This window comes from Streptomyces sp. NPDC059224, from assembly GCF_042754285.1.
Taxonomy (GTDB): Bacteria; Actinomycetota; Actinomycetes; order Streptomycetales; family Streptomycetaceae; genus Streptomyces.
Map to the genome: position 1 here is coordinate 115726 of NZ_JBHZAN010000020.1, position 17596 is coordinate 133321.

Annotated in this window: 17 protein-coding genes and 1 riboswitch; of the genes, 13 read left to right on the forward strand and 4 right to left on the reverse strand. The window is 71.4% G+C overall.

Going from position 1 to position 17596, the window contains the following annotated elements; genetic code table 11:
* Positions 1 to 28: 28 nt before the first annotated feature.
* Positions 29 to 1726, forward strand: a complete 1698-nt coding sequence (locus ACFXI4_RS23235; RefSeq protein WP_384993920.1) for a flavin monoamine oxidase family protein — start codon at positions 29 to 31, stop codon at positions 1724 to 1726.
* A gap of 14 nt (positions 1727 to 1740) precedes the next feature.
* Here ACFXI4_RS23235 and ACFXI4_RS23240 read toward each other — a convergent pair whose 3' ends face one another.
* The 3 genes from ACFXI4_RS23240 to ACFXI4_RS23250 all read right to left on the reverse strand — a co-directional run bounded on the left by ACFXI4_RS23240 (position 1741) and on the right by ACFXI4_RS23250 (position 4924).
* Complete coding sequence (locus tag ACFXI4_RS23240; RefSeq protein WP_384993922.1) at positions 1741 to 2670, reverse strand: LLM class F420-dependent oxidoreductase; 930 nt, start codon at positions 2668 to 2670, stop codon at positions 1741 to 1743.
* A gap of 94 nt (positions 2671 to 2764) precedes the next feature.
* The gene (locus ACFXI4_RS23245; RefSeq protein ID WP_384993925.1) at positions 2765 to 3451 is read right to left on the reverse strand and encodes a DUF5995 family protein; all 687 of its coding nucleotides are present in this window, start codon (positions 3449 to 3451) and stop codon (positions 2765 to 2767) included.
* 93 nt (positions 3452 to 3544) lie between these two features.
* Positions 3545 to 4924 (reverse strand): uracil-xanthine permease family protein, encoded by a 1380-nt coding sequence (locus ACFXI4_RS23250; RefSeq protein WP_384993929.1) that lies wholly within the window; start codon positions 4922 to 4924, stop codon positions 3545 to 3547.
* A gap of 219 nt (positions 4925 to 5143) precedes the next feature.
* Between ACFXI4_RS23250 and ACFXI4_RS23255 the strand changes: the two genes are divergently transcribed.
* Positions 5144 to 6412, forward strand: a complete 1269-nt coding sequence (locus ACFXI4_RS23255) for an alginate lyase family protein (RefSeq protein WP_384993932.1) — start codon at positions 5144 to 5146, stop codon at positions 6410 to 6412.
* A gap of 87 nt (positions 6413 to 6499) precedes the next feature.
* Positions 6500 to 6958 (forward strand): acyl-CoA thioesterase, encoded by a 459-nt coding sequence (locus ACFXI4_RS23260; RefSeq protein ID WP_384993934.1) that lies wholly within the window; start codon positions 6500 to 6502, stop codon positions 6956 to 6958.
* Here the strand turns inward: ACFXI4_RS23260 and ACFXI4_RS23265 are convergent.
* The gene (locus tag ACFXI4_RS23265; RefSeq protein WP_384993937.1) at positions 6918 to 8132 is read right to left on the reverse strand and encodes an MFS transporter; all 1215 of its coding nucleotides are present in this window, start codon (positions 8130 to 8132) and stop codon (positions 6918 to 6920) included. The two genes, ACFXI4_RS23260 and ACFXI4_RS23265, sit on opposite strands and share 41 nt — an antisense overlap.
* Positions 8133 to 8255: 123 nt before the next feature.
* On the opposite strand from ACFXI4_RS23265, the gene ACFXI4_RS23270 reads away from it, so the two are divergent.
* From ACFXI4_RS23270 to ACFXI4_RS23315, 10 genes are all read left to right on the forward strand, one after another.
* On the forward strand, positions 8256 to 9548 hold the full coding sequence (locus ACFXI4_RS23270; protein WP_384993939.1) for an ROK family transcriptional regulator: 1293 nt from the start codon (positions 8256 to 8258) through the stop codon (positions 9546 to 9548).
* Positions 9549 to 9811: 263 nt separating this feature from the next.
* Positions 9812 to 9942, forward strand: a riboswitch (FMN riboswitch).
* A 156-nt stretch (positions 9943 to 10098) separates the two neighbouring features.
* Positions 10099 to 10704: a riboflavin synthase gene (locus ACFXI4_RS23275; protein WP_384993942.1), complete on the forward strand. Its 606-nt coding sequence runs from the start codon at positions 10099 to 10101 to the stop codon at positions 10702 to 10704.
* A complete protein-coding gene (locus tag ACFXI4_RS23280) occupies positions 10701 to 11342 on the forward strand; it encodes a nicotinamide mononucleotide transporter family protein (protein ID WP_362722572.1) in 642 nt (213 codons plus the stop codon). Before ACFXI4_RS23275 ends, ACFXI4_RS23280 begins: the two co-directional genes overlap by 4 nt.
* The gene (locus ACFXI4_RS23285; protein ID WP_384993945.1) at positions 11339 to 12634 is read left to right on the forward strand and encodes a bifunctional 3,4-dihydroxy-2-butanone-4-phosphate synthase/GTP cyclohydrolase II; all 1296 of its coding nucleotides are present in this window, start codon (positions 11339 to 11341) and stop codon (positions 12632 to 12634) included. The genes ACFXI4_RS23280 and ACFXI4_RS23285 overlap by 4 nt, the downstream gene beginning before the upstream one ends.
* A gap of 22 nt (positions 12635 to 12656) precedes the next feature.
* Positions 12657 to 13142 carry a 6,7-dimethyl-8-ribityllumazine synthase gene (gene ribH / locus ACFXI4_RS23290; protein ID WP_362722578.1) on the forward strand — a complete coding sequence of 162 codons (486 nt, stop codon included), beginning with the start codon at positions 12657 to 12659 and terminating at the stop codon, positions 13140 to 13142.
* A gap of 34 nt (positions 13143 to 13176) precedes the next feature.
* Entirely contained in the window at positions 13177 to 13449 is a 273-nt protein-coding gene (locus tag ACFXI4_RS23295; RefSeq protein WP_030946750.1) for a phosphoribosyl-ATP diphosphatase, read from the forward strand.
* Between the two features lie 48 nt (positions 13450 to 13497).
* Entirely contained in the window at positions 13498 to 14346 is an 849-nt protein-coding gene (hisG, locus tag ACFXI4_RS23300) for an ATP phosphoribosyltransferase (protein WP_384993947.1), read from the forward strand.
* 14 nt (positions 14347 to 14360) lie between these two features.
* Entirely contained in the window at positions 14361 to 14816 is a 456-nt protein-coding gene (locus ACFXI4_RS23305; RefSeq protein WP_384993950.1) for a PH domain-containing protein, read from the forward strand.
* 256 nt (positions 14817 to 15072) lie between these two features.
* A complete protein-coding gene (locus ACFXI4_RS23310; protein WP_384993953.1) occupies positions 15073 to 16401 on the forward strand; it encodes a hemolysin family protein in 1329 nt (442 codons plus the stop codon).
* Positions 16398 to 17483 carry a hemolysin family protein gene (locus ACFXI4_RS23315; RefSeq protein WP_384993955.1) on the forward strand — a complete coding sequence of 362 codons (1086 nt, stop codon included), beginning with the start codon at positions 16398 to 16400 and terminating at the stop codon, positions 17481 to 17483. The genes ACFXI4_RS23310 and ACFXI4_RS23315 overlap by 4 nt, the downstream gene beginning before the upstream one ends.
* Positions 17484 to 17596: the final 113 nt, after the last annotated feature.

A 17596-nucleotide genomic window follows, 5' to 3' on the forward strand; every position in this document is an offset into this window, starting at 1 on the left:
GTCGCAAGTCGCAAGGAGTCCGTACCCCATGACGTCCACCGTGCCCAACGCCGTCGAGCACGCAGACGAGCAGCAGCCGCCGATCACCATGTTCGGACCGGACTTCCCGTACGCGTACGACGACTTCCTCGCCCACCCGGCGGGCCTCGGCCAGATACCCGCGACCGAGCACGGCACCGAGATCGCGGTCATCGGCGGCGGGCTGTCCGGCATCGTGGCCGCGTACGAGCTGATGAAGATGGGCCTGAAGCCGGTCGTGTACGAGGCCGACAAGATCGGCGGCCGGCTGCGGACCGTCGGCTTCGAGGGCTGCGACCCCTCGCTGACCGCCGAGATGGGCGCGATGCGCTTCCCGCCCTCCTCCACCGCCCTCCAGCACTACATCGACATGGTGGGACTGGAGACCCGTCCCTTCCCCAACCCCCTTGCGGAGGCCACCCCTTCGACGGTCGTGGACCTCAAGGGCGAGTCGCACTACGCCGAGACGGCCGCCGACCTGCCGCAGGTCTACCGTGACGTCGCCGACGCCTGGAACAGGTGCCTCGAAGAGGGCGCCGACTTCTCCGACATGAACCGCGCCCTGTGCGAGCGGGACGTGCCGCGCATCCGCGAGATCTGGTCCCGGCTGGTCGAGAAGCTCGACAACCAGACCTTCTACGGCTTCCTCTGCGACTCCGAGGCCTTCAAGTCCTTCCGGCACCGCGAGATCTTCGGCCAGGTCGGCTTCGGCACGGGCGGCTGGGACACGGACTTCCCGAACTCGATCCTGGAGATCCTGCGCGTCGTCTACACCGAGGCCGACGACCACCACCGGGGCATCGTCGGCGGCAGCCAGCAGCTTCCGCTGCGGCTCTGGGAGCGCGAGCCGGAGAAGATCGTGCACTGGGCGTACGGCACCTCGCTCGCGAAGCTGCACGACCACGGCGAGCCGCGCCCCGCCGTGACCCGGCTGCACCGCACCAGCGGCAACCGGATCACCGTGACGGACGCCCATGGCGACATCCGCACGTACCGCGCGGCGATCTTCACGGCCCAGTCCTGGATGCTGCTGTCGAAGATCGCCTGCGACGACTCGCTCTTCCCGATCGACCACTGGACCGCGATCGAGCGCACCCACTACATGGAGTCCTCGAAGCTGTTCGTCCCGGTCGACCGGCCGTTCTGGCTCGACAAGGACGAGGAGACCGGGCGGGACGTCATGTCGATGACGCTCACCGACCGGATGACCCGCGGCACGTACCTCCTGGACGACGGCCCGGACAAGCCCGCCGTCATCTGTCTCTCCTACACCTGGTGCGACGACAGCCTGAAGTGGCTGCCGCTGTCCGCGAACGAGCGGATGGAGGTGATGCTGAAGTCGCTCGGCGAGATCTATCCGAAAGTCGACATCAGGAAGCACGTCATCGGCAACCCGGTGACCGTCTCCTGGGAGAACGAGCCCTACTTCATGGGTGCGTTCAAGGCCAACCTGCCCGGCCACTACCGCTATCAGCGGCGCCTGTTCACGCACTTCGTGCAGGACCGGCTGCCCGCGGACAAGCGGGGCATCTTCCTCGCCGGCGACGACATCTCGTGGACGGCGGGCTGGGCCGAGGGCGCCGTCCAGACCGCGCTGAACGCGGTCTGGGGCGTCATGCACCACTTCGGCGGCACCACCGACCCGGCCAACCCGGGTCCCGGTGACGTCTACGACGAGATCGCACCGGTCGAACTCCCCGAGGACTAGGGCCCGGCGAGGACTCAGACCCCGGCCGCCCGGGCCTTCTCGTAGACCTCGGTGGCGACGTCCTTCAGTTCCTGGGCGTCGCGCGGAGTGGTCTGGAGGTCGATCAGGATCTCCTCCAGACCGACCGCCGCGTGTGCCACCAGGTCCTCCACGATCTGGTCGGCGCTGCCCTGGAAGGGCTGCCGGTCGGGGCCGTCGTAGGGCTTGGCCGTGTGCACGGCGTTGACCCGTACGACCGTCTGGATCGGTTCGGTGCGGCCGCGTTCGGCCGCCAGGTCCTGCAACTCCCGCCACTGGGCGGCGAGCTGCTCGGCGCCCATGCCCACCGGCAGCCAGCCGTCGGCGTGGTCCACCAGGCGCCGCTGCGCCTTCCTGCTGCCCGCGGCCAGCAGGACCGGGATCGGCCGGGCGGGCTTGGGGCCGACCACGGCGGAGGCGATCCTCGTCAGGTCCCCGTCGTACTTCACCGGGTCCGGGCCCCACACGGCCCGGCACACCGCGATCAGCTCGTCGAGCACCTTGCCGCGCTCCTCGAACGGCCGGATTCCGGCGGCCGCGTACTCGTCGAGCGACCAGCCGGTGCCCAGGCCCGCGACCACCCGGCCGCCGGTCGCGGCGTCCAGCGAGGCCAGCGACTTGGCCAGCTGGAAGGGGACGTGCAGCGGCGCCACCAGCACACTGGTGCCCAGCCTCGCCCGCTCGGTGACCGCGGCGGCGAGGGTGAGGGTGACCAGGGGCTCGGCCACGTCCCGGTACGAGTCCGGCCAGGGGAGACCCTCGATGTTGTACAGCCCCTGCGTGGCGGGCTCCGGGAAGAGGGCACGCTCGAAGACCCACAGGCTGTCGTAGCCGGTCCGCTCGGCGGTACGGGCCACGTCGGGGACGTCCGTGCCGATGGAGTACTGCCGCATCTGGGGAAGGCTGAGGCCGAGCCGAGTCGTCATTCCGGTGCTCCTTCGCAATCGGGTCGTGCCGTCAACGTAGGACGATCACGAGGTGATTCCGAGGCGGCTCGCACACCGACCGGATCAGGCCGTCTCAGCGGGACAGCGGCGTGAGCAGCATCCGCCCTGCCAGCCCCACCGCCGCGTCCAGCCGCTCGGTGAACTCCTCGGCCAGGTCGCCGAACCGGCGCAGCGCCCACAGGGCCCGCGCCGCCGACCAGGTCGCGTCCCGGGCCCGCTCCAGGCTCCAGGAACCCAGCAGATGGGTCAGCGGATCGGCGATCTGGAGCAGATCGGGGCCCGGCATCAGATCCTCGCGGATGCGTTCCTCCAGTGAGACGAGCAGCTCGCCGACGCGGTCGAACTCGTCCTCCAGATCGGCCGGTTCGCAGTCGAGCGCATGGCAGCTGTCCACCACGGCCAGCGCCAGGTCGTGCCCGATGTGGGCGTTGATGCCGGCCAGCGCGAACTGCAGTGGTCGTACCCCGGGATGGCGGCGCAGCTGGAACAGCGGCCGCCAGCAGGCCGGCGGACGGCGGTCGCCCTCCGTCGCGTCCACGGCGGCCAGGTACCGCTCAGCGAACCGCACGTCCAGCGTCGCGGCGGCTCTGGGATCCCCGAACCGGCCCGCGTCCAGCCGCCGTTCGACCTCCTCCGTGACGGAGAGGTAGACACGGTTGAAGACCGCGACCCCGTCCTGCCCGGGCAGGGCCGCGTCCAGCGCGCGCATCCGGGAGACGACGGTGCCGACCGGAGCGATGAGGTGTTCCGACTGCGCCATGGGGGAAGCGTCCCAGCCCCGGGCCGGCCGACGCGCCGACGGGCCCGGCGCTTCCCCGGAACGGGGGACGCAGACCTTGACCCCGGTGCGCGCCTACGGCCGGGTCTCGTCGTAGGAGCTGGTGCCCTCGTCCAGCAGAGGCTCCTGCCCCCTGAGGTGGGCGGGGGCGAAGGCGCGCAGCGTGTGGTAGCCGACGATGACGACGAGGGTGCCGAGGGCGATGCCGCTGAGGGAGAAGGTGTCGGTGAACGTCATGCTGACGTTGCCGACGCCGATGATGATGCCCGCGGCGGCCGGGACCAGGTTCAGCGGGTTGCGCAGGTCGACCTTGGCGTGCAGCCAGATCTGGGCGCCGAGCAGGCCGATCATGCCGTACAGGATGACGGTGATGCCGCCGAGCACCCCGCCCGGGACCGCGGCCACGACCGCGCCGAACTTGGGGCAGACGCCGAAGAGCAGCGCGAAGCCGGCGGCGGCCCAGTAGGCGGCGGTGGAGTAGACCCGGGTCGCGGCCATCACGCCGATGTTCTCGGAGTAGGTGGTGTTCGGCGGGCCGCCCACGGCGGTGGAGAGCACGGAGGCGACCCCGTCCGCCGAGATCGCCGTGCCGAGCCGGTCGTCGAGGGATTCGCCGGTCATCTCGCCGACGGCCTTGACGTGTCCGGCGTTCTCCGCGACCAGGGCGATCACGACCGGGAGGGCGACCAGGACAGCCGACCACTGGAAGGACGGTCCGTGGAAGGAGGGCAGCCCGATCCAGTCCGCCCTGCCGACGCCGGAGAGGTCGAGGCGCCAGTGGTCGGTGACCTTGCCGCCCGGGCCGGTGGAGTGGATCCGGCCGAAGATCCGGTCGAGGGCCCAGGACAGGACGTACCCGAAGACCAGGCCCAGGAAGATCGCGATCCGGGACCAGAAACCACGCAGACAGACGACGGCCAGAGCGGTGAAGGCCATCACCAGCAGGGCGGTCCACTGGTCCTGCGGCCAGTAGGTGGAGGCGGTCACCGGGGCCAGGTTGAAGCCGATCAGCATGACGACCGCTCCGGTGACGATCGGCGGCATCGCGGCGTGGATGATCCGGGCGCCGAAGCGCTGGACGGCCAGGCCGACCAGGAAGAGCACGGCGCCGACCACGAGGACCGCGCCGGTCACGGTGGCGCTGGTGCCGCCCTGGGCGCGGATGACGGCCGCGACCCCCACAAAAGACAGGGAACAGCCCAGGTAGCTGGGGACCCGGCCACGGGTCGCGAGCAGGAAGATCACGGTCGCGACGCCGGACATCATGATCGCGAGGTTGGGATCCAGACCCATCAGCACCGGCGCCACGAAGGACGCGCCGAACATCGCGACCACATGCTGGGCGCCGAGCCCGATCGTGCGGGGCCAGGAGAGCCGTTCGTCGGGGCGTACCACCGCTCCGGGCGCGGGCGTGCGCCCGTCTCCGTGCAGTTTCCAGCGCACGCCGAGATCCATGGTGGGGGTTCGCTTTCTTCCAGGTGCTGTGAAGACGGCTTCGTACGTGAAGACGGTCCGGACCATTGTCATGGCTACCTGGCCGTCCTACGCTCACACGGTCCTACCTGTGAACCAAGTTCACGTATCTGATTAACGACTGCTCTGTCCGACTCCAGTCCGATTCCAGTCCGACTCCAGTCCGGTTCTCGTCCGGTTCCAGTCCGATCGGAGTGCTCGATGAGTGGAAGATCCCGTGCGGCCGTCGTCCTGACGGCACTCGCGGCCATCGGGGCCGTCCTCGTTCCCTCCGCCCACGCGACCGCGCGGGCCCCGAAGGCCCCCGACACAGCCGTGCTCGACGGTGCCCGCCTCCAGCGGACCAAGGCCGACCTGGACCGCGGCGACCCCCGGCTCCGCCGCGCCGTCAAGGACCTGACGAGCCGCGCCGATGCCTGGCTGGGGCAGGGCCCCTGGACGGTCGTCGACAAGCCGAGGCCCGCCCCCGGCGGCGACGTCCATGAATACCTGAGCCAGGCCCCCTACTGGTGGCCCACCACCACGCCCACCGCCGGCAACCCCTGGGGCTGCCCCTACGTCCAGCGCGACGGACAGCGCAATCCCGAGGTCGACACCGGTACCGACCGCCAGGACGTCGAGAAGGTCTTCGACTCGGCCTACGACCTCTCCCTCGCCTGGTACTACACGGGCAAGCGGCAGTACGCCGAGAAGGCCGGGCGGGTCCTGCGCACCTGGTTCCTCGACCCGGCGACCCGGATGAACCCGAACCTCGACCACGCCCAGTTCATCCCGTGCAAGTACGACGGCCGGGCCATCGGCGTCATCGACTTCTCCCAGTCGTACACGAGCGTGGTCGACGCGCTCGCGATCCTCGCCACCGGCGCACCCGGCTGGAGCGCCGCCGACCGCGCCGGGATGCACGGCTGGAACACGGACTTCCGCGACTGGCTGGAGAACAGCGCCTTCGGACAGGAGGAGGGCGCCGCCGCCAACAACCACGGCACCTTCTACGACATGCAGCTCGCCGCCCTCGCCTACGCGACCGGGGACAAGGCGCTGGCGAGGGAGACCGTGCTGGACGCCCGGTCCGGGCGGATCGACCCGCAGATCGCGGGCGACGGGAGCCAGCCGCAGGAGCTGGCGCGGACCAGGAGCTGGCACTACTCGACCTTCGACCTGGTCGCCTACACCCGGCTCGCGGCCATCGGCCGGCATGTCGGAGTGAACCTCTGGACCTACCGGGGACCGGACGGGCAGAGCCTGTCCAAGGCCGTGGACTACCTGCTGCCCGCCGCCACCGGAGCCGCCGCCTGGCCGTATCCGGAGCTGGAGTTCCACCGCTACGCCGCGTCCGACGTCGTCCACGCGGCCGCCGACGCCGGTGACAGGGCGGCCCAGCGGGCGGTGCGACGGCTGGAGGCGCCCCCCGGCGGCGACCTCTGGGCGCTGCGCCCGGCCGCCGAACAGCTGGACTCGATCGCGGGCTGAGGCCGCCGACGGGGTTCCTGAGCGCTCGCTTAGACTGGCGTCAGCTGAAGGTCAGCGAAATGTCAGCAACGCCCAGGAGCCCCACCCGTGACCGCCGAAGCCCCGCCCGCGCCCGCCCTGTCCTACGGCCGGCTGATCCCCGTCACCGTCCACTTCGACGACCTGGACGCGCTCGGGCTGCTCCACAACGCCCGCTACCCGGTGATGGTCGAGCGGGCCTGGGCCGAGCTCTGGCAGGAACACGGCTTCGCCTTCGAGGGCGACTGGGCCGCGGCCGAGGACGCCTGCAACGCGGTCAAGGAACTCCGGATCGGCTACGAGGCGCCGGTCACCCGGCCGGGCACCTACGCCGTCCACCTGTGGCTGGAACGGCTCGGCAACACCGGCCTGACCTACGGCTTCCGGTTCTGCTCGGCGGACGGCCGGACCACCTACGCGCACGGCACCCGGGTCCTGGTCCGGCTGGACGCGGCGACCCTGCGCCCCGCCCCCTGGAGCGAGCGCTTCAGGGCCGCGGGCCGGGAACTGCTGCGGCCGGCGGGCTGACCTCCGCCGGTGCTCCGCGCTCCCCGGCCCGCAGCACGCCCGCGAACACCACCAGACCGCAGGTGAGGGCCGTGACCACACCGAACGACACCACCAGGCTGGTGGCCTGGGCCACCCCGCCGATCAGACTGGGCGCGACCAGCCCCGAGGTGTAGGTGATGGTCGCGACACCCGCGATGGCCTGACTCGGGTTCGGCCCGGCGTGCCCGGCGGCCGCGAAGCACAGCGGTACGACGACGGCGATGCCGAGGCCCATCAGCGCGAACCCGGTCATGGCCACCGCCGGATGCCCGGCGAGGACGATCAGCAGCCCGCCGAGCGCGGCCAGCACACCCCCCGCGCGCACGGTACGCACCGTGCCGAAGCGGTTCACCACGGCGTCCCCGCTGATCCGGGCGATCGCCATGGTCAGCATGAACCCCGTGGTGGTGGCCGCCGCGAGCCCCGCCGAACTGTCCATCCGGTCCCGCAGGAACACCGCCGACCAGTCCAGGCTGGCCCCCTCCGCGAACACCGCGCAGAAGCCGACCGCGCCGATCAGCAGGGCGGACCGGGGCGGCAGCGCGAACCGCGGCGGCGGTTCCTCGTCCTCGGCGGGTTGCACGTCCAGCACCCAGCCGGCCGCCAGGACACCGAGCACGGTGAGAGTGGCGGCGGCCAGCGCGAAGTGCAGCCGGGCGTCCGCGCCGAGGTGTGCGGCGAGGGTGCCCGCCGCCGAGCCGATCAGGGCACCGGCGCTCCACATGCCGTGCAGTCCCGACATGATCGACTTCCCGAGCAGCCGCTCCACCTCCACGCCGAGGGCGTTCATCGCGACGTCGGCCATGCCCGCGCTGGCGCCGTACACGAACATCGCCAGGCAGAGCGTGTACAGGTTCGGCGCGAGGGACGGCAGGACCAGCGACAGCGTCCACATCGCGATCAGCCCGCGCAGTGCCGTACGGCTGCCGAAGCGATGGCTGATCCGACCCGCCAGCGGCATCGAGCAGGATGCGCCGAACGCGGTGAAGGCGAGCGCGAAGCCGAGTTGCCCCGTGCTCAGGCCGGCGTGGTCCTGGATCCAGGGCACCCGGGTCGCGAACGAGCCGGTGACGGCACCGTGCACGGTGAACACGGCGGCGACGGCGTACCGCGCCCGCTTCACCCCGTGGTCCGCGTCTCTCATGGCTCTCATGGTCCTGCCCCTCCCCGGGTGGGTGCCGCCCCGCTGTCGCGCCGTAAACTATCAGGGACCCTGCCTGATAGATAGGAGCGATGCGGCCGTCCTGGGCCGCGCAGATCTGGGAGGATGCCCGTCATGCCCGCATCACCGAGCACCGCCCGGGCCATCAACGACCGGCTCGCGCTGACCCTGCTCCAGCAGGAAGGCGCGTTGACGGCAGGGCAGTTGAAGCAGCTGACCGGGCTGTCCCGGCCCACCGTCGCGGACCTCGTCGAACGGCTCACCGCCTCCGGCCTGATCACGGTGGTCGGCGAGTCCGGCGCACAGCGCCGGGGGCCGAACGCCCGGCTGTACGGCATCGTCGCCGACCGCTTCTGTCTGGCCGCCCTCGATGTGTGCACCGAGAGCGTCTCGGTGCTGGTGTCCGACCTGGTGGGGCGGGTGCTGGCGCAGGGGTCGGTGCCGGTCGGGCCGGAGGCGGGCGAGGCAGCGGCCGTCGAGCGGGCGGTGGAGCTGGTGGAGCGGGCGGCCAAGGAGGCGGGGGTCTGCGGCGGCGGGCGGCTGCACACCGTCGGCATCGGGGCGCCCGGACTCATCGACCCTGCGAGCGGCGAGCTCCGCGACTCGGCGGGCCTGCCGGCCTGGCACCGCCGGCTGGTCGCCGCCGTCCAGGAGCGGTTCCCGCAGGCTCGGGTCAGCGTCGAGAACGAGACCAATCTGGCCGCCCTGGCCGAACAGCGGGAGGGCGCAGCCCGCGACCGCGACACCTTCGTGCTGCTCTGGCTGGGACTCAGCTGCGGCGCGGCCGTCGTCCTGGACGGCAGCCTGCGCCGGGGCGCCTCCGGTGGCACGGGCGAGATCGGCTTCCTGCCGGTGCCGTGCACGCGCGCGCTGCCGTCGGCGACGGACTGCGCCGGCGGCTACCACTCCCTGGTGGGCGCGGCCGCGATCGCCGAGCTGGCCGGGCAACACGGGTTGCCTCCGGCAGAGTCGACGGCCCCCGAGCCCGCGGCCGCGAGGCTGGTGGGGGAGGCGGCCCGGCGCACGGGTGAAGCCGGCGACGACCCGTCAGCGCCCCGTGGGGGCAAGGGGCTCCGCGCGACCGGCCACGACCTGGCCGCAGACGGGTGCCCACCTCACCTGGAATCCCCTGCCCGCTTCCTCGACGCCCTCGCCGACCGCGTCGCCATCGGTGTCGCGGCAGTCGTCGCCGTCCTGGACCCCGGCTGCGTGGTCCTCGGCGGCGAGATCGGCGCGGCCGGCGGCACCGCGCTCGCCACCCGCGTGGAGGAACGGCTGCGCCGGATGTCCCCGCTGGCCACCGAGGTTCGGGCGAGCGCCCTCGGTGGCGGGGCCGTACTGCGCGGAGCGCTTCTGACGGCGCGGGAGCGGGCGCAGGACGAACTGTTCGCGCCGCGGGACCGCTGACCCGACCGCCCGGCTGGGCGACCCGGCGACGGGCAAGGGCCGTCGTCACCGTCGCCGGGCCCGCCCGAACGATAAATGGACTAGACCAGTAGGGTCAAGGGTTGCGGATCAAGTCAAGTTGCCTGGTCCGAGGGCCCGTTGGGTGCCGCTCGGGCATATGACGGCCCGTCTGGGAAGTCCAGCGGCACGGTCTGTGAGGCAGCCCACACGGCACCCCTGCATGGACCACCTTCGGGCGTGGCACACTGGCCGTGTACCAGAAGCAGCGCACTCCGGGGTCGGTGAAAGTCCGAACCGGCGGTTACAGTCCGCGACCCGTCCGCTTCCAGCGGCCGGTTGACCAGGTGAAATTCCTGGACCGACGGTTAAAGTCCGGATGGGAGGCAGTGCGCGGCGGGCGAGCATGAACCTGTGCGCGCCGCCGTATCTGGTCTCGTCCGTCAGGGGCGGGACCTTGTCGGCGTCGTTCCCGGTGTGCTCTTCCGTCCTTTCTGTCGTTCGTCGACAGGCCCCGGAGTCCGTGCCCTATTGAGGCAGGAGGACCCGGGAAGTGTTCACCGGAATCGTCGAAGAGCTGGGTGAGATCACCGCCGTCGAGAACCTCGGCGACGCCTCCCGTTTCCGGCTCCGTGGCCCCGTGGTGACCGAGGGCGCGCAGCACGGCGACTCCATCGCCGTGAACGGGGTCTGTCTGACCGTCGTGGAGCACGAGGGCGACGAGTTCACCGCCGACGTCATGCAGGAGACCCTGAAGCGCTCCTCGCTCGGCGCGCTGGAGGTCGGCTCCCGCGTCAACCTGGAGCGCCCCACCGCCGTCGGCGCCCGGCTCGGCGGCCACATCGTGCAGGGCCACGTCGACGGCACCGGTCAGGTGCTGTCCCGCACCCCGTCCGAGAACTGGGAGATCGTCAAGATCTCCCTCCCCGCCGACCTCGCCCGCTACGTGGTCGAGAAGGGTTCCATCACCGTCGACGGCATCAGCCTCACCGTCGTCGAGGCCGGCCCCGACCACTTCACCGTCAGCCTCATCCCGACCACCCTCGACCTGACCACTCTGGGCCGCAAGCAGCCCGGCGACCCGGTCAACCTCGAGGTCGACATCGTCGCCAAGTACGTGGAGCGGCTGCTCGCGAACACGCAGGGAGCAGGCCGGTGAACTGGCTGAACTCCGAGGCCTTCGTCCTGTTCGGCCAGCACATCCTGTGGTCGGACATGATCGGCAACATCCTCGGTCTGATCGCCCTCGCGCTCGGCTGGCGCCGCAACCTGTGGAGCTGGCCGGTCCAGTTCGCCTCCGGCCTCATCCTCTTCGGCGCCTTCTACGGCCACTTGACCGGCAGCGCCGGCAAGCAGGCCGTCGTCATGGCCGTCGCGCTGTACGGCTGGTGGCAGTGGAACCGGAACAAGGGCGGGGGCACCGACGGCCACATCGCGCCCCGGTTCGCCACCTGGCGCGAGCGCGGCGCGATGACCGCCGCCGCGGCCGTCGGTACCGTCGCCGTCGCCCTGCTCTTCAAGGCCTACCCGTCCCTGTCCTGGGACCCCTGGCCGGACGCCTACATCTTCGTCGGCACCGTCGTCGCCATGTACGCCCAGGCCCGCGGCATGGTCGAGTTCTGGATCGCCTGGCTCCTGGTCGACCTGGTCGGCGTCCCCCTCAACTTCGCCAACGGCTACGCCTTCTCCGGCTTCGTCTACGTCATCTACGGCGCGCTCGTCCTGTGGGGCATGCGCGACTGGTGGCTGCGCTCCCGCCAGGGCACGCGGCCCGCTCTGGAAGGAGCACCCGCATGACCGCGGCACCCATCCTCTACCGCACCGAGGGCATCGAGGACCTCACCCTCGACCCCGTCGAGCAGGCCATCGCCGACATCGCGGCCGGCCGGCCGATCGTGGTCGTCGACGACGAGGACCGCGAGAACGAGGGTGACCTCGTCATCGCCGCAGAGAAGGCCACCCCCGAGATCATCGCCTTCATGATGAGCGAGTGCCGCGGCCTGATCTGCGCCCCCATGGAGGGTGCCGAACTCGACCGGCTCCAGCTGCCGCAGATGGTCGAGGACAACACCGAGTCCATGAAGACCGCGTTCACCGTCTCCGTGGACGCCTCCGCCGCGCACGGCGTCACCACCGGCATCTCCGCCGCCGACCGCGCCACCACCCTGCGGCTGCTGGCCGGCGGGAAAGCCGAGCCCTCGGACCTGGTCCGCCCCGGCCACGTGTTCCCGCTGCGCGCCCGGCCCGGTGGCGTCCTCACCCGTGACGGGCACACCGAGGCCGCCGTCGACCTGGCCCGGCTCGCGGGCCTGCGGCCGGCCGGCGCCATCGTCGAGATCGCCGGCGAGGACGGCCGGATGCTCCGTCTTCCCGAGCTGATCCCGTTCGCCCGCAAGCACGGCCTGACGATCATCTCCATCGCCGACCTGATCACCTACCGCCGCTCCGCCGAGCCCACCGTCCGCCGTGAGGCCGAGGTCAGCCTGCCCACCAGGCACGGGGCGTTCACGGCGTTCGGCTACCACTCCACCACCGACGGGGTCGAGCACGTCGCCCTGGTCCACGGCGAGCTCGGCGACGGCGAGGACGTCCTGGTCCGGGTCCACTCCGAGTGCCTCACCGGAGACGTCTTCGGCTCCGCGCGCTGCGACTGCGGCCCCCAGCTCGACGCCGCCCTGGACCGCATCCAGGACGAGGGCCGGGGTGTCGTCGTCTACCTGCGCGGCCACGAGGGACGGGGCATCGGGCTGCTGTCCAAGCTGCGCGCGTACGAACTCCAGGAGCGCGGGCGCGACACCCTCGACGCCAACCTCGAACTCGGCCTGCCCGCGGACGCCCGCGACTACGCCGCCGGCGCCCAGATCCTGACCGACCTCGGCGTCCGCAGCGTGCGGCTGATGACCAACAACCCCGACAAGACCGAGGCGTTGCTCAGCCATGGCCTCAAGGTCAGCGGCCGGGAGCCGATGCCCGTCCAGGCGGGCGAGCACAACCTCCGCTACCTGCGCACCAAGCGGGACCGGATGGGTCACGACCTGCCGTGGCTGGACGCCCCTTCCGGGGCGGCTTCCACCTGCGGCAACCAGTAAAGAAAGAGCACGGAGGAGAGACGTGAGCGGCAAGGGCGCACCGGAGTTGTCCGTACGCAATGTCAGCGACCTGCGGGTCGCCGTCATCGCGGCCCAGTGGCACGAGAAGGTGATGGACGGTCTGGTGGACGGCGCCCTGCGCGCCCTGCGCGACCTGGGGATCGACGAGCCGACCCTGCTGCGGGTCCCCGGCAGCTGGGAGCTCCCGGTCGCGGCCAAGGTCCTCGCGGGCCGCGGCTACGACGCGGTGGTCGCCCTCGGGGTCGTCATCCGCGGTGGCACCCCGCACTTCGAGTACGTGTGCCAGGGCGTCACCCAGGGCCTCACCCAGGTCTCCGTCGAGACCGGCGTCCCCGTCGGCTTCGGCCTGCTCACCTGCGACGACGAGGAGCAGGCCCTGGACCGGGCGGGACTGGAAGGCTCCCGCGAGGACAAGGGCCACGAGGCGGTGACGGCGGCGGTGGCGACGGCGGCCACGCTCCGCTCAGTATCTGAACCCTGGCACTGAGCGACGCGGGGTTTGGCGTAGTCTGGCGCTCACCATGTCCAACAAGACTTTCGAGGAGCTCTTCACCGAGCTCCAGCACAAGGCCGCCCACGGCGACCCCGCCACGTCCCGTACCGCCGAGCTGGTCGGGAAGGGGGTCCATGCCATCGGCAAGAAGGTCGTCGAAGAGGCCGCCGAGGTCTGGATGGCCGCCGAGTACGAGGGCAAGGAAGCCGCTGCCGAGGAGATCTCCCAGTTGCTGTACCACGTCCAGGTGATGATGGTCGCCCGCGGAATCTCGCTGGACGACGTGTACGCCCACCTGTAGAGCCTTTTCCGACAAACCCCTTTTTTTCGAGCGAAGGAAGCCGACCTCATGCTGCGCATCGCCGTCCCCAACAAGGGTTCCCTCTCAGGCCCTGCGGCGGACATGCTGCATGAGGCCGGCTACCGGCAGCGCCGGGAGTCCAAGGAACTCCGCACCGTCGACCCGGTCAACGACGTCGAGTTCTTCTACCTGCGTCCCCGGGACATCGCGATCTACGTCTCCTCCGGCCGCCTGGACATCGGCATCACCGGCCGGGACCTGCTCATCGACTCCGGTGCCCACGCCGAGGAGATCCTGCCGCTGGGCTTCGCCCGCTCCACCTTCCGCTTCGCCTCGAAGCCCGGCGCGGCCGACGCCCTGACGGACCTGACGGGGAAGACGGTCGCCACCTCCTACGAGGGCATCGTCGCCAAGCACCTCGCCGACAGCGGCGTCGACGCCTCCGTGGTCCACCTGGACGGCGCCGTCGAGACCGCCATCGAACTCGGGGTCGCCGAGGTCATCGCCGACGTCGTCGAGACCGGCACCTCGCTGCGCAACGCGGGCCTGGAGGTCTTCGGCGAGCCGATCATGACCTCCGAGGCGATCGTCATCCGCCGGGCGGGCGCCGACATCGAGGAACCCAAGGTCCAGCAGTTCCTGCGCCGCCTCCAGGGCGTCCTGGTCGCGCGGACCTACGTGATGATGGACTACGACTGCCGGGTCGAGCAGCTGGAGAAGGCCGTCGCCCTCACCCCGGGGCTGGAGTCCCCGACCGTCTCCCCGCTGCACAACGAGGGCTGGGTCGCCGTCCGCGCCATGGTCCCCGCCAAGGACGCGCAGCGGATCATGGACGACCTGTACGACATCGGCGCCCGCGCCATCCTGACCACGGCCATCCACGCCTGCCGCCTCTGAAACGCCCCCGAGAGATGTCCGAGCTTCCTTCCCTGCCCGTCACCTTCCGGCCGGGCCACACCCGCGTGATCCTGCTCACCGCCGGTCTCGCCATGTTCGCCACCATCACCGCGGTCGCGCTGCTCCTCGAACAGCTCGGCCCGGGGGAGCAGCTCAGCTTCGTCGTCACCGGCGCGCTGATCTTCTGGGTGCTGGCCCAGCTGGCCCGGGTGAAAGTGGTCGCCGACGAGTCGGGGGTCACCGTCGTCAACGTCGCCAGCCGGCGGCATCTGGAGTGGGCGGAGATCGTCCAGGTGAACCTCCGCCCGGGTGACCCGTGGGTGTTCCTGAACCTCAGCGACGGCACCAGCCTGCCCGCGCTCGGCATCCAGCCGGGCATCGCGAAGCAGCGCGCGATCGCCGACGCCAAGGCGCTGCGGGCCCTCGCCGAGGCGCACGCGAGCCACGACCCCGAGCAGCACCAGGGCTGAAATCACGCAACTTCGGAGCCGCCTCGGGGTCGTCCACCCTGCCCTTGCGGGCCCTGTCTTGATTAATCTGTTGGCGGAGGCTTTTCACGTCCCGCCTCCGCCCCTGTCGCGCGCCCCGCGCACAGGGGTTCCTGCTACCCGAGGAGTGACCCTCTCCGGCGATGGACGGATCGTCCTGTAGTACCTGCGCCGCCCCCTCCCGACATACCGCGGAACGCCTTTTCGCAGTCCGTGAAGGCTCGGAGGCGGCGGCATCATGACCACCCCCCTGCTGCTCCTGGCAGCCGCGTTCCTGCTCATCCTCGCCAACGGCTTCTTCGTGGCCGCGGAGTTCGGTCTGGTGACCGTGGAGCGACCCGAGGCCGAGAAGGCCGCCGCCGACGGCGACAAGCGCGCCGGTACGGTCGTCGAGTCGCTGAAGGAACTGTCCTTCCAGCTCTCCGGCACCCAGCTCGGCATCACCATCACCTCCCTGGTCGTCGGCATGCTCGCCGAACCGGCACTGGCCGCACTGCTGAGCGGCCCGCTCACCGCGACCGGTCTGCCCGACGGCGCGGTCTCGGGCATCTCCGTCGTCATCGGCATGCTGCTGGCCTCGGCGATCCAGATGGTGATCGGCGAGCTCGTGCCCAAGAACTGGGCGGTCTCCAAGCCGCTCCAGGTCGCGCGCTTCGTCGCCGGCCCGCAGTCCCGCTTCTCGCGCCTGTTCCGGCCGGTCATCGCCGCGCTGAACACGGTCGCCAACCGGCTCGTCCGCGCCCTGGGTGTCGAGCCCGCCGACGAACTGGCCTCCGCCCGCACCCCGGGCGAGCTGGTCTCGCTGGCCAGGCACTCCGCGCGGGCCGGCGCGCTGGAACAGGACACGGCCGACCTGTTCGTGCGCACCCTGTCCCTGGGCGAGCTGACCGCGCAGCACGTCATGACCCCCCGGGTGAAGGTCAGCGCGCTCCAGGACTCGGCGACCGCCGAGGACGTGGTCAACCTCACCCGGGCCACCGGCCTGTCCCGTTTCCCGGTCTACCGGGAGAAGATCGACGAGATCGTCGGCATGGCCCACCTCAAGGACGCCCTGGCGGTCTCGGTCCACGACCGGCTGCGTACCCCCGTCGGCCGCATCGCCCGCAAGGCGCTGCTGGTCCCCGAGACCCTCCCGGTCCAGCCGCTGCTCGCCCGGCTCCGGTCCGAGCAGCCCATCGCGGTCGTCGTCGACGAGTACGGCGGTACGGCCGGGGTGGTCACCCTGGAGGACATCGTCGAGGAACTCGTCGGCGAGGTCCGCGACGAGCACGACAGCCCGGACGCGCCGGAACTCGCGGCCGCCCCGGCCCAGGACGGCAGGCCCGCCTGGGACGTCGACGGCAGTGTCCGCGTCGACATCCTCCAGCGGATAGGCCTCGACGTACCCGAGGGCCCGTACGAGACGGTCGCCGGCCTGGTCGCCGACCTGCTCGGCCGGATCCCGGCACCCGGCGACCGGGCCGAGCTGCCCGGCTGGCGGCTGTCGGTCCGCCGGGTCGGCCACTACCGCGCCGAGCGGGTCCGCCTGGTCCGCACCGCCCCCGCCGTCGCGGAGGCCGTCCGATGAGCGTTCTCCAACTGGTCCTCGCCGCCCTGCTGGTGCTCACCAACGGTTTCTTCGTGGGCGCGGAGTTCGCGCTGGTCTCGGTTCGCCGCAGCCAGATCGAACCGCTGGGCACGGCCCGGGCACGCCAGGTGCTCTACGGGCTGGAGCGCCTCCCGCAGATGATGGCCGCCGCCCAGTTCGGCATCACCGTCTGCTCGCTGACGCTCGGCGCGGTCGCCGAGCCGACGGTGGCGCACCTGCTGGAACCGCTGTTCGAGGCGGTGCGGCTGCCGGAGGGCATGATCCACCCGCTGGGCTATGTGATCGCGCTCGCCGGGGTCGTCTTCTTCCATCTCGTCATCGGTGAGATGGTGCCGAAGAACCTGGCGATGGCGGCGCCCGAGAAGGCTGCGCTGTGGCTGAGTCCCGGCCTGGTGGCCTTCGCCCGCGTGTGCCGGCCGATCACGGTCGCCCTGGGGGCCTGTGCCCAGGGCATCCTGAAGCTGTTCCGGGTGGAGCCGAAGGACGAGGTCGAGGCCGTCGTCACCAGCGAGCAGCTCAACCGGCTCCTGGAGGACTCCGGCCAGGCGGGCCTGCTCGACCCGGAGGAGCGGGAGCGCCTGGAGGACGCGCTGGAACTGGGCTCCCGCCCGGTGACGGACGTCCTGCTGCGCCGCGAGTCCCTGATCACGGTTCCGCCGTCGGTCACCCCGGGCCAGATCGTCGAGCTCACCGCCCGCACGGGCTACTCCCGGTTCCCGGTCGCCGCCGAGTCCGGCGCGTTCATGGGCTACGTGCACGTGAAGGACGTGCTCGACCTGGAGGACTCGGACCGGGCGGTGCCGCAGCAGCTGTGGCGCCCGATGACGACCCTGCGGGCGGAGCTGCCTTTGGACGACGCGCTCACGGTGATGCGCCGGGCCGCGACGCACCTTGCGCAGGTGGCCGACGCGCACGGCAGGGTTCTGGGCCTCGCGGCACTGGAGGACGTGCTGGAACTGCTGGTGGGGGAGGTGACGGACCCGGCACACCGTGAGGAGCGGCCGACACGACCGCCCGAGCCCCGGTCCAGCGGGGAGCCGGAGGAAGTGACGGTGGGCTGAGGACCACCGGAAGCCGTGTGTCCGGCGCCCGGCGGGCACACCGCTTCCGCGCCAGCGCGAGCCCCCCCCGCCGCCCCCCCGCCCCCCCCCTGGCGCGGACGCCCATATGACCC

What these genes read in the sequence shown, in the direction of transcription:
- hisG (WP_384993947.1), top strand. Translation starts at nt 13,498, where the DNA reads ATGCTGCGCATCGCCGTCCCCAACAAGGGTTCCCTCTCAGGCCCTGCG.
- ACFXI4_RS23285 (WP_384993945.1), top strand. Translation starts at nt 11,339, where the DNA reads ATGACCGCGGCACCCATCCTCTACCGCACCGAGGGCATCGAGGACCTC.
- ACFXI4_RS23315 (WP_384993955.1), top strand. Translation starts at nt 16,398, where the DNA reads ATGAGCGTTCTCCAACTGGTCCTCGCCGCCCTGCTGGTGCTCACCAAC.
- ACFXI4_RS23245 (WP_384993925.1), bottom strand. Translation starts at nt 3,451, where the DNA reads ATGGCGCAGTCGGAACACCTCATCGCTCCGGTCGGCACCGTCGTCTCC.
- ACFXI4_RS23255 (WP_384993932.1), top strand. Translation starts at nt 5,144, where the DNA reads ATGAGTGGAAGATCCCGTGCGGCCGTCGTCCTGACGGCACTCGCGGCC.
- ACFXI4_RS23235 (WP_384993920.1), top strand. Translation starts at nt 29, where the DNA reads ATGACGTCCACCGTGCCCAACGCCGTCGAGCACGCAGACGAGCAGCAG.
- ACFXI4_RS23240 (WP_384993922.1), bottom strand. Translation starts at nt 2,670, where the DNA reads ATGACGACTCGGCTCGGCCTCAGCCTTCCCCAGATGCGGCAGTACTCC.
- ACFXI4_RS23310 (WP_384993953.1), top strand. Translation starts at nt 15,073, where the DNA reads ATGACCACCCCCCTGCTGCTCCTGGCAGCCGCGTTCCTGCTCATCCTC.
- ACFXI4_RS23250 (WP_384993929.1), bottom strand. Translation starts at nt 4,924, where the DNA reads ATGGATCTCGGCGTGCGCTGGAAACTGCACGGAGACGGGCGCACGCCC.
- ACFXI4_RS23295 (WP_030946750.1), top strand. Translation starts at nt 13,177, where the DNA reads ATGTCCAACAAGACTTTCGAGGAGCTCTTCACCGAGCTCCAGCACAAG.
- ACFXI4_RS23270 (WP_384993939.1), top strand. Translation starts at nt 8,256, where the DNA reads ATGCCCGCATCACCGAGCACCGCCCGGGCCATCAACGACCGGCTCGCG.
- ACFXI4_RS23305 (WP_384993950.1), top strand. Translation starts at nt 14,361, where the DNA reads ATGTCCGAGCTTCCTTCCCTGCCCGTCACCTTCCGGCCGGGCCACACC.
- ACFXI4_RS23265 (WP_384993937.1), bottom strand. Translation starts at nt 8,132, where the DNA reads ATGAGAGCCATGAGAGACGCGGACCACGGGGTGAAGCGGGCGCGGTAC.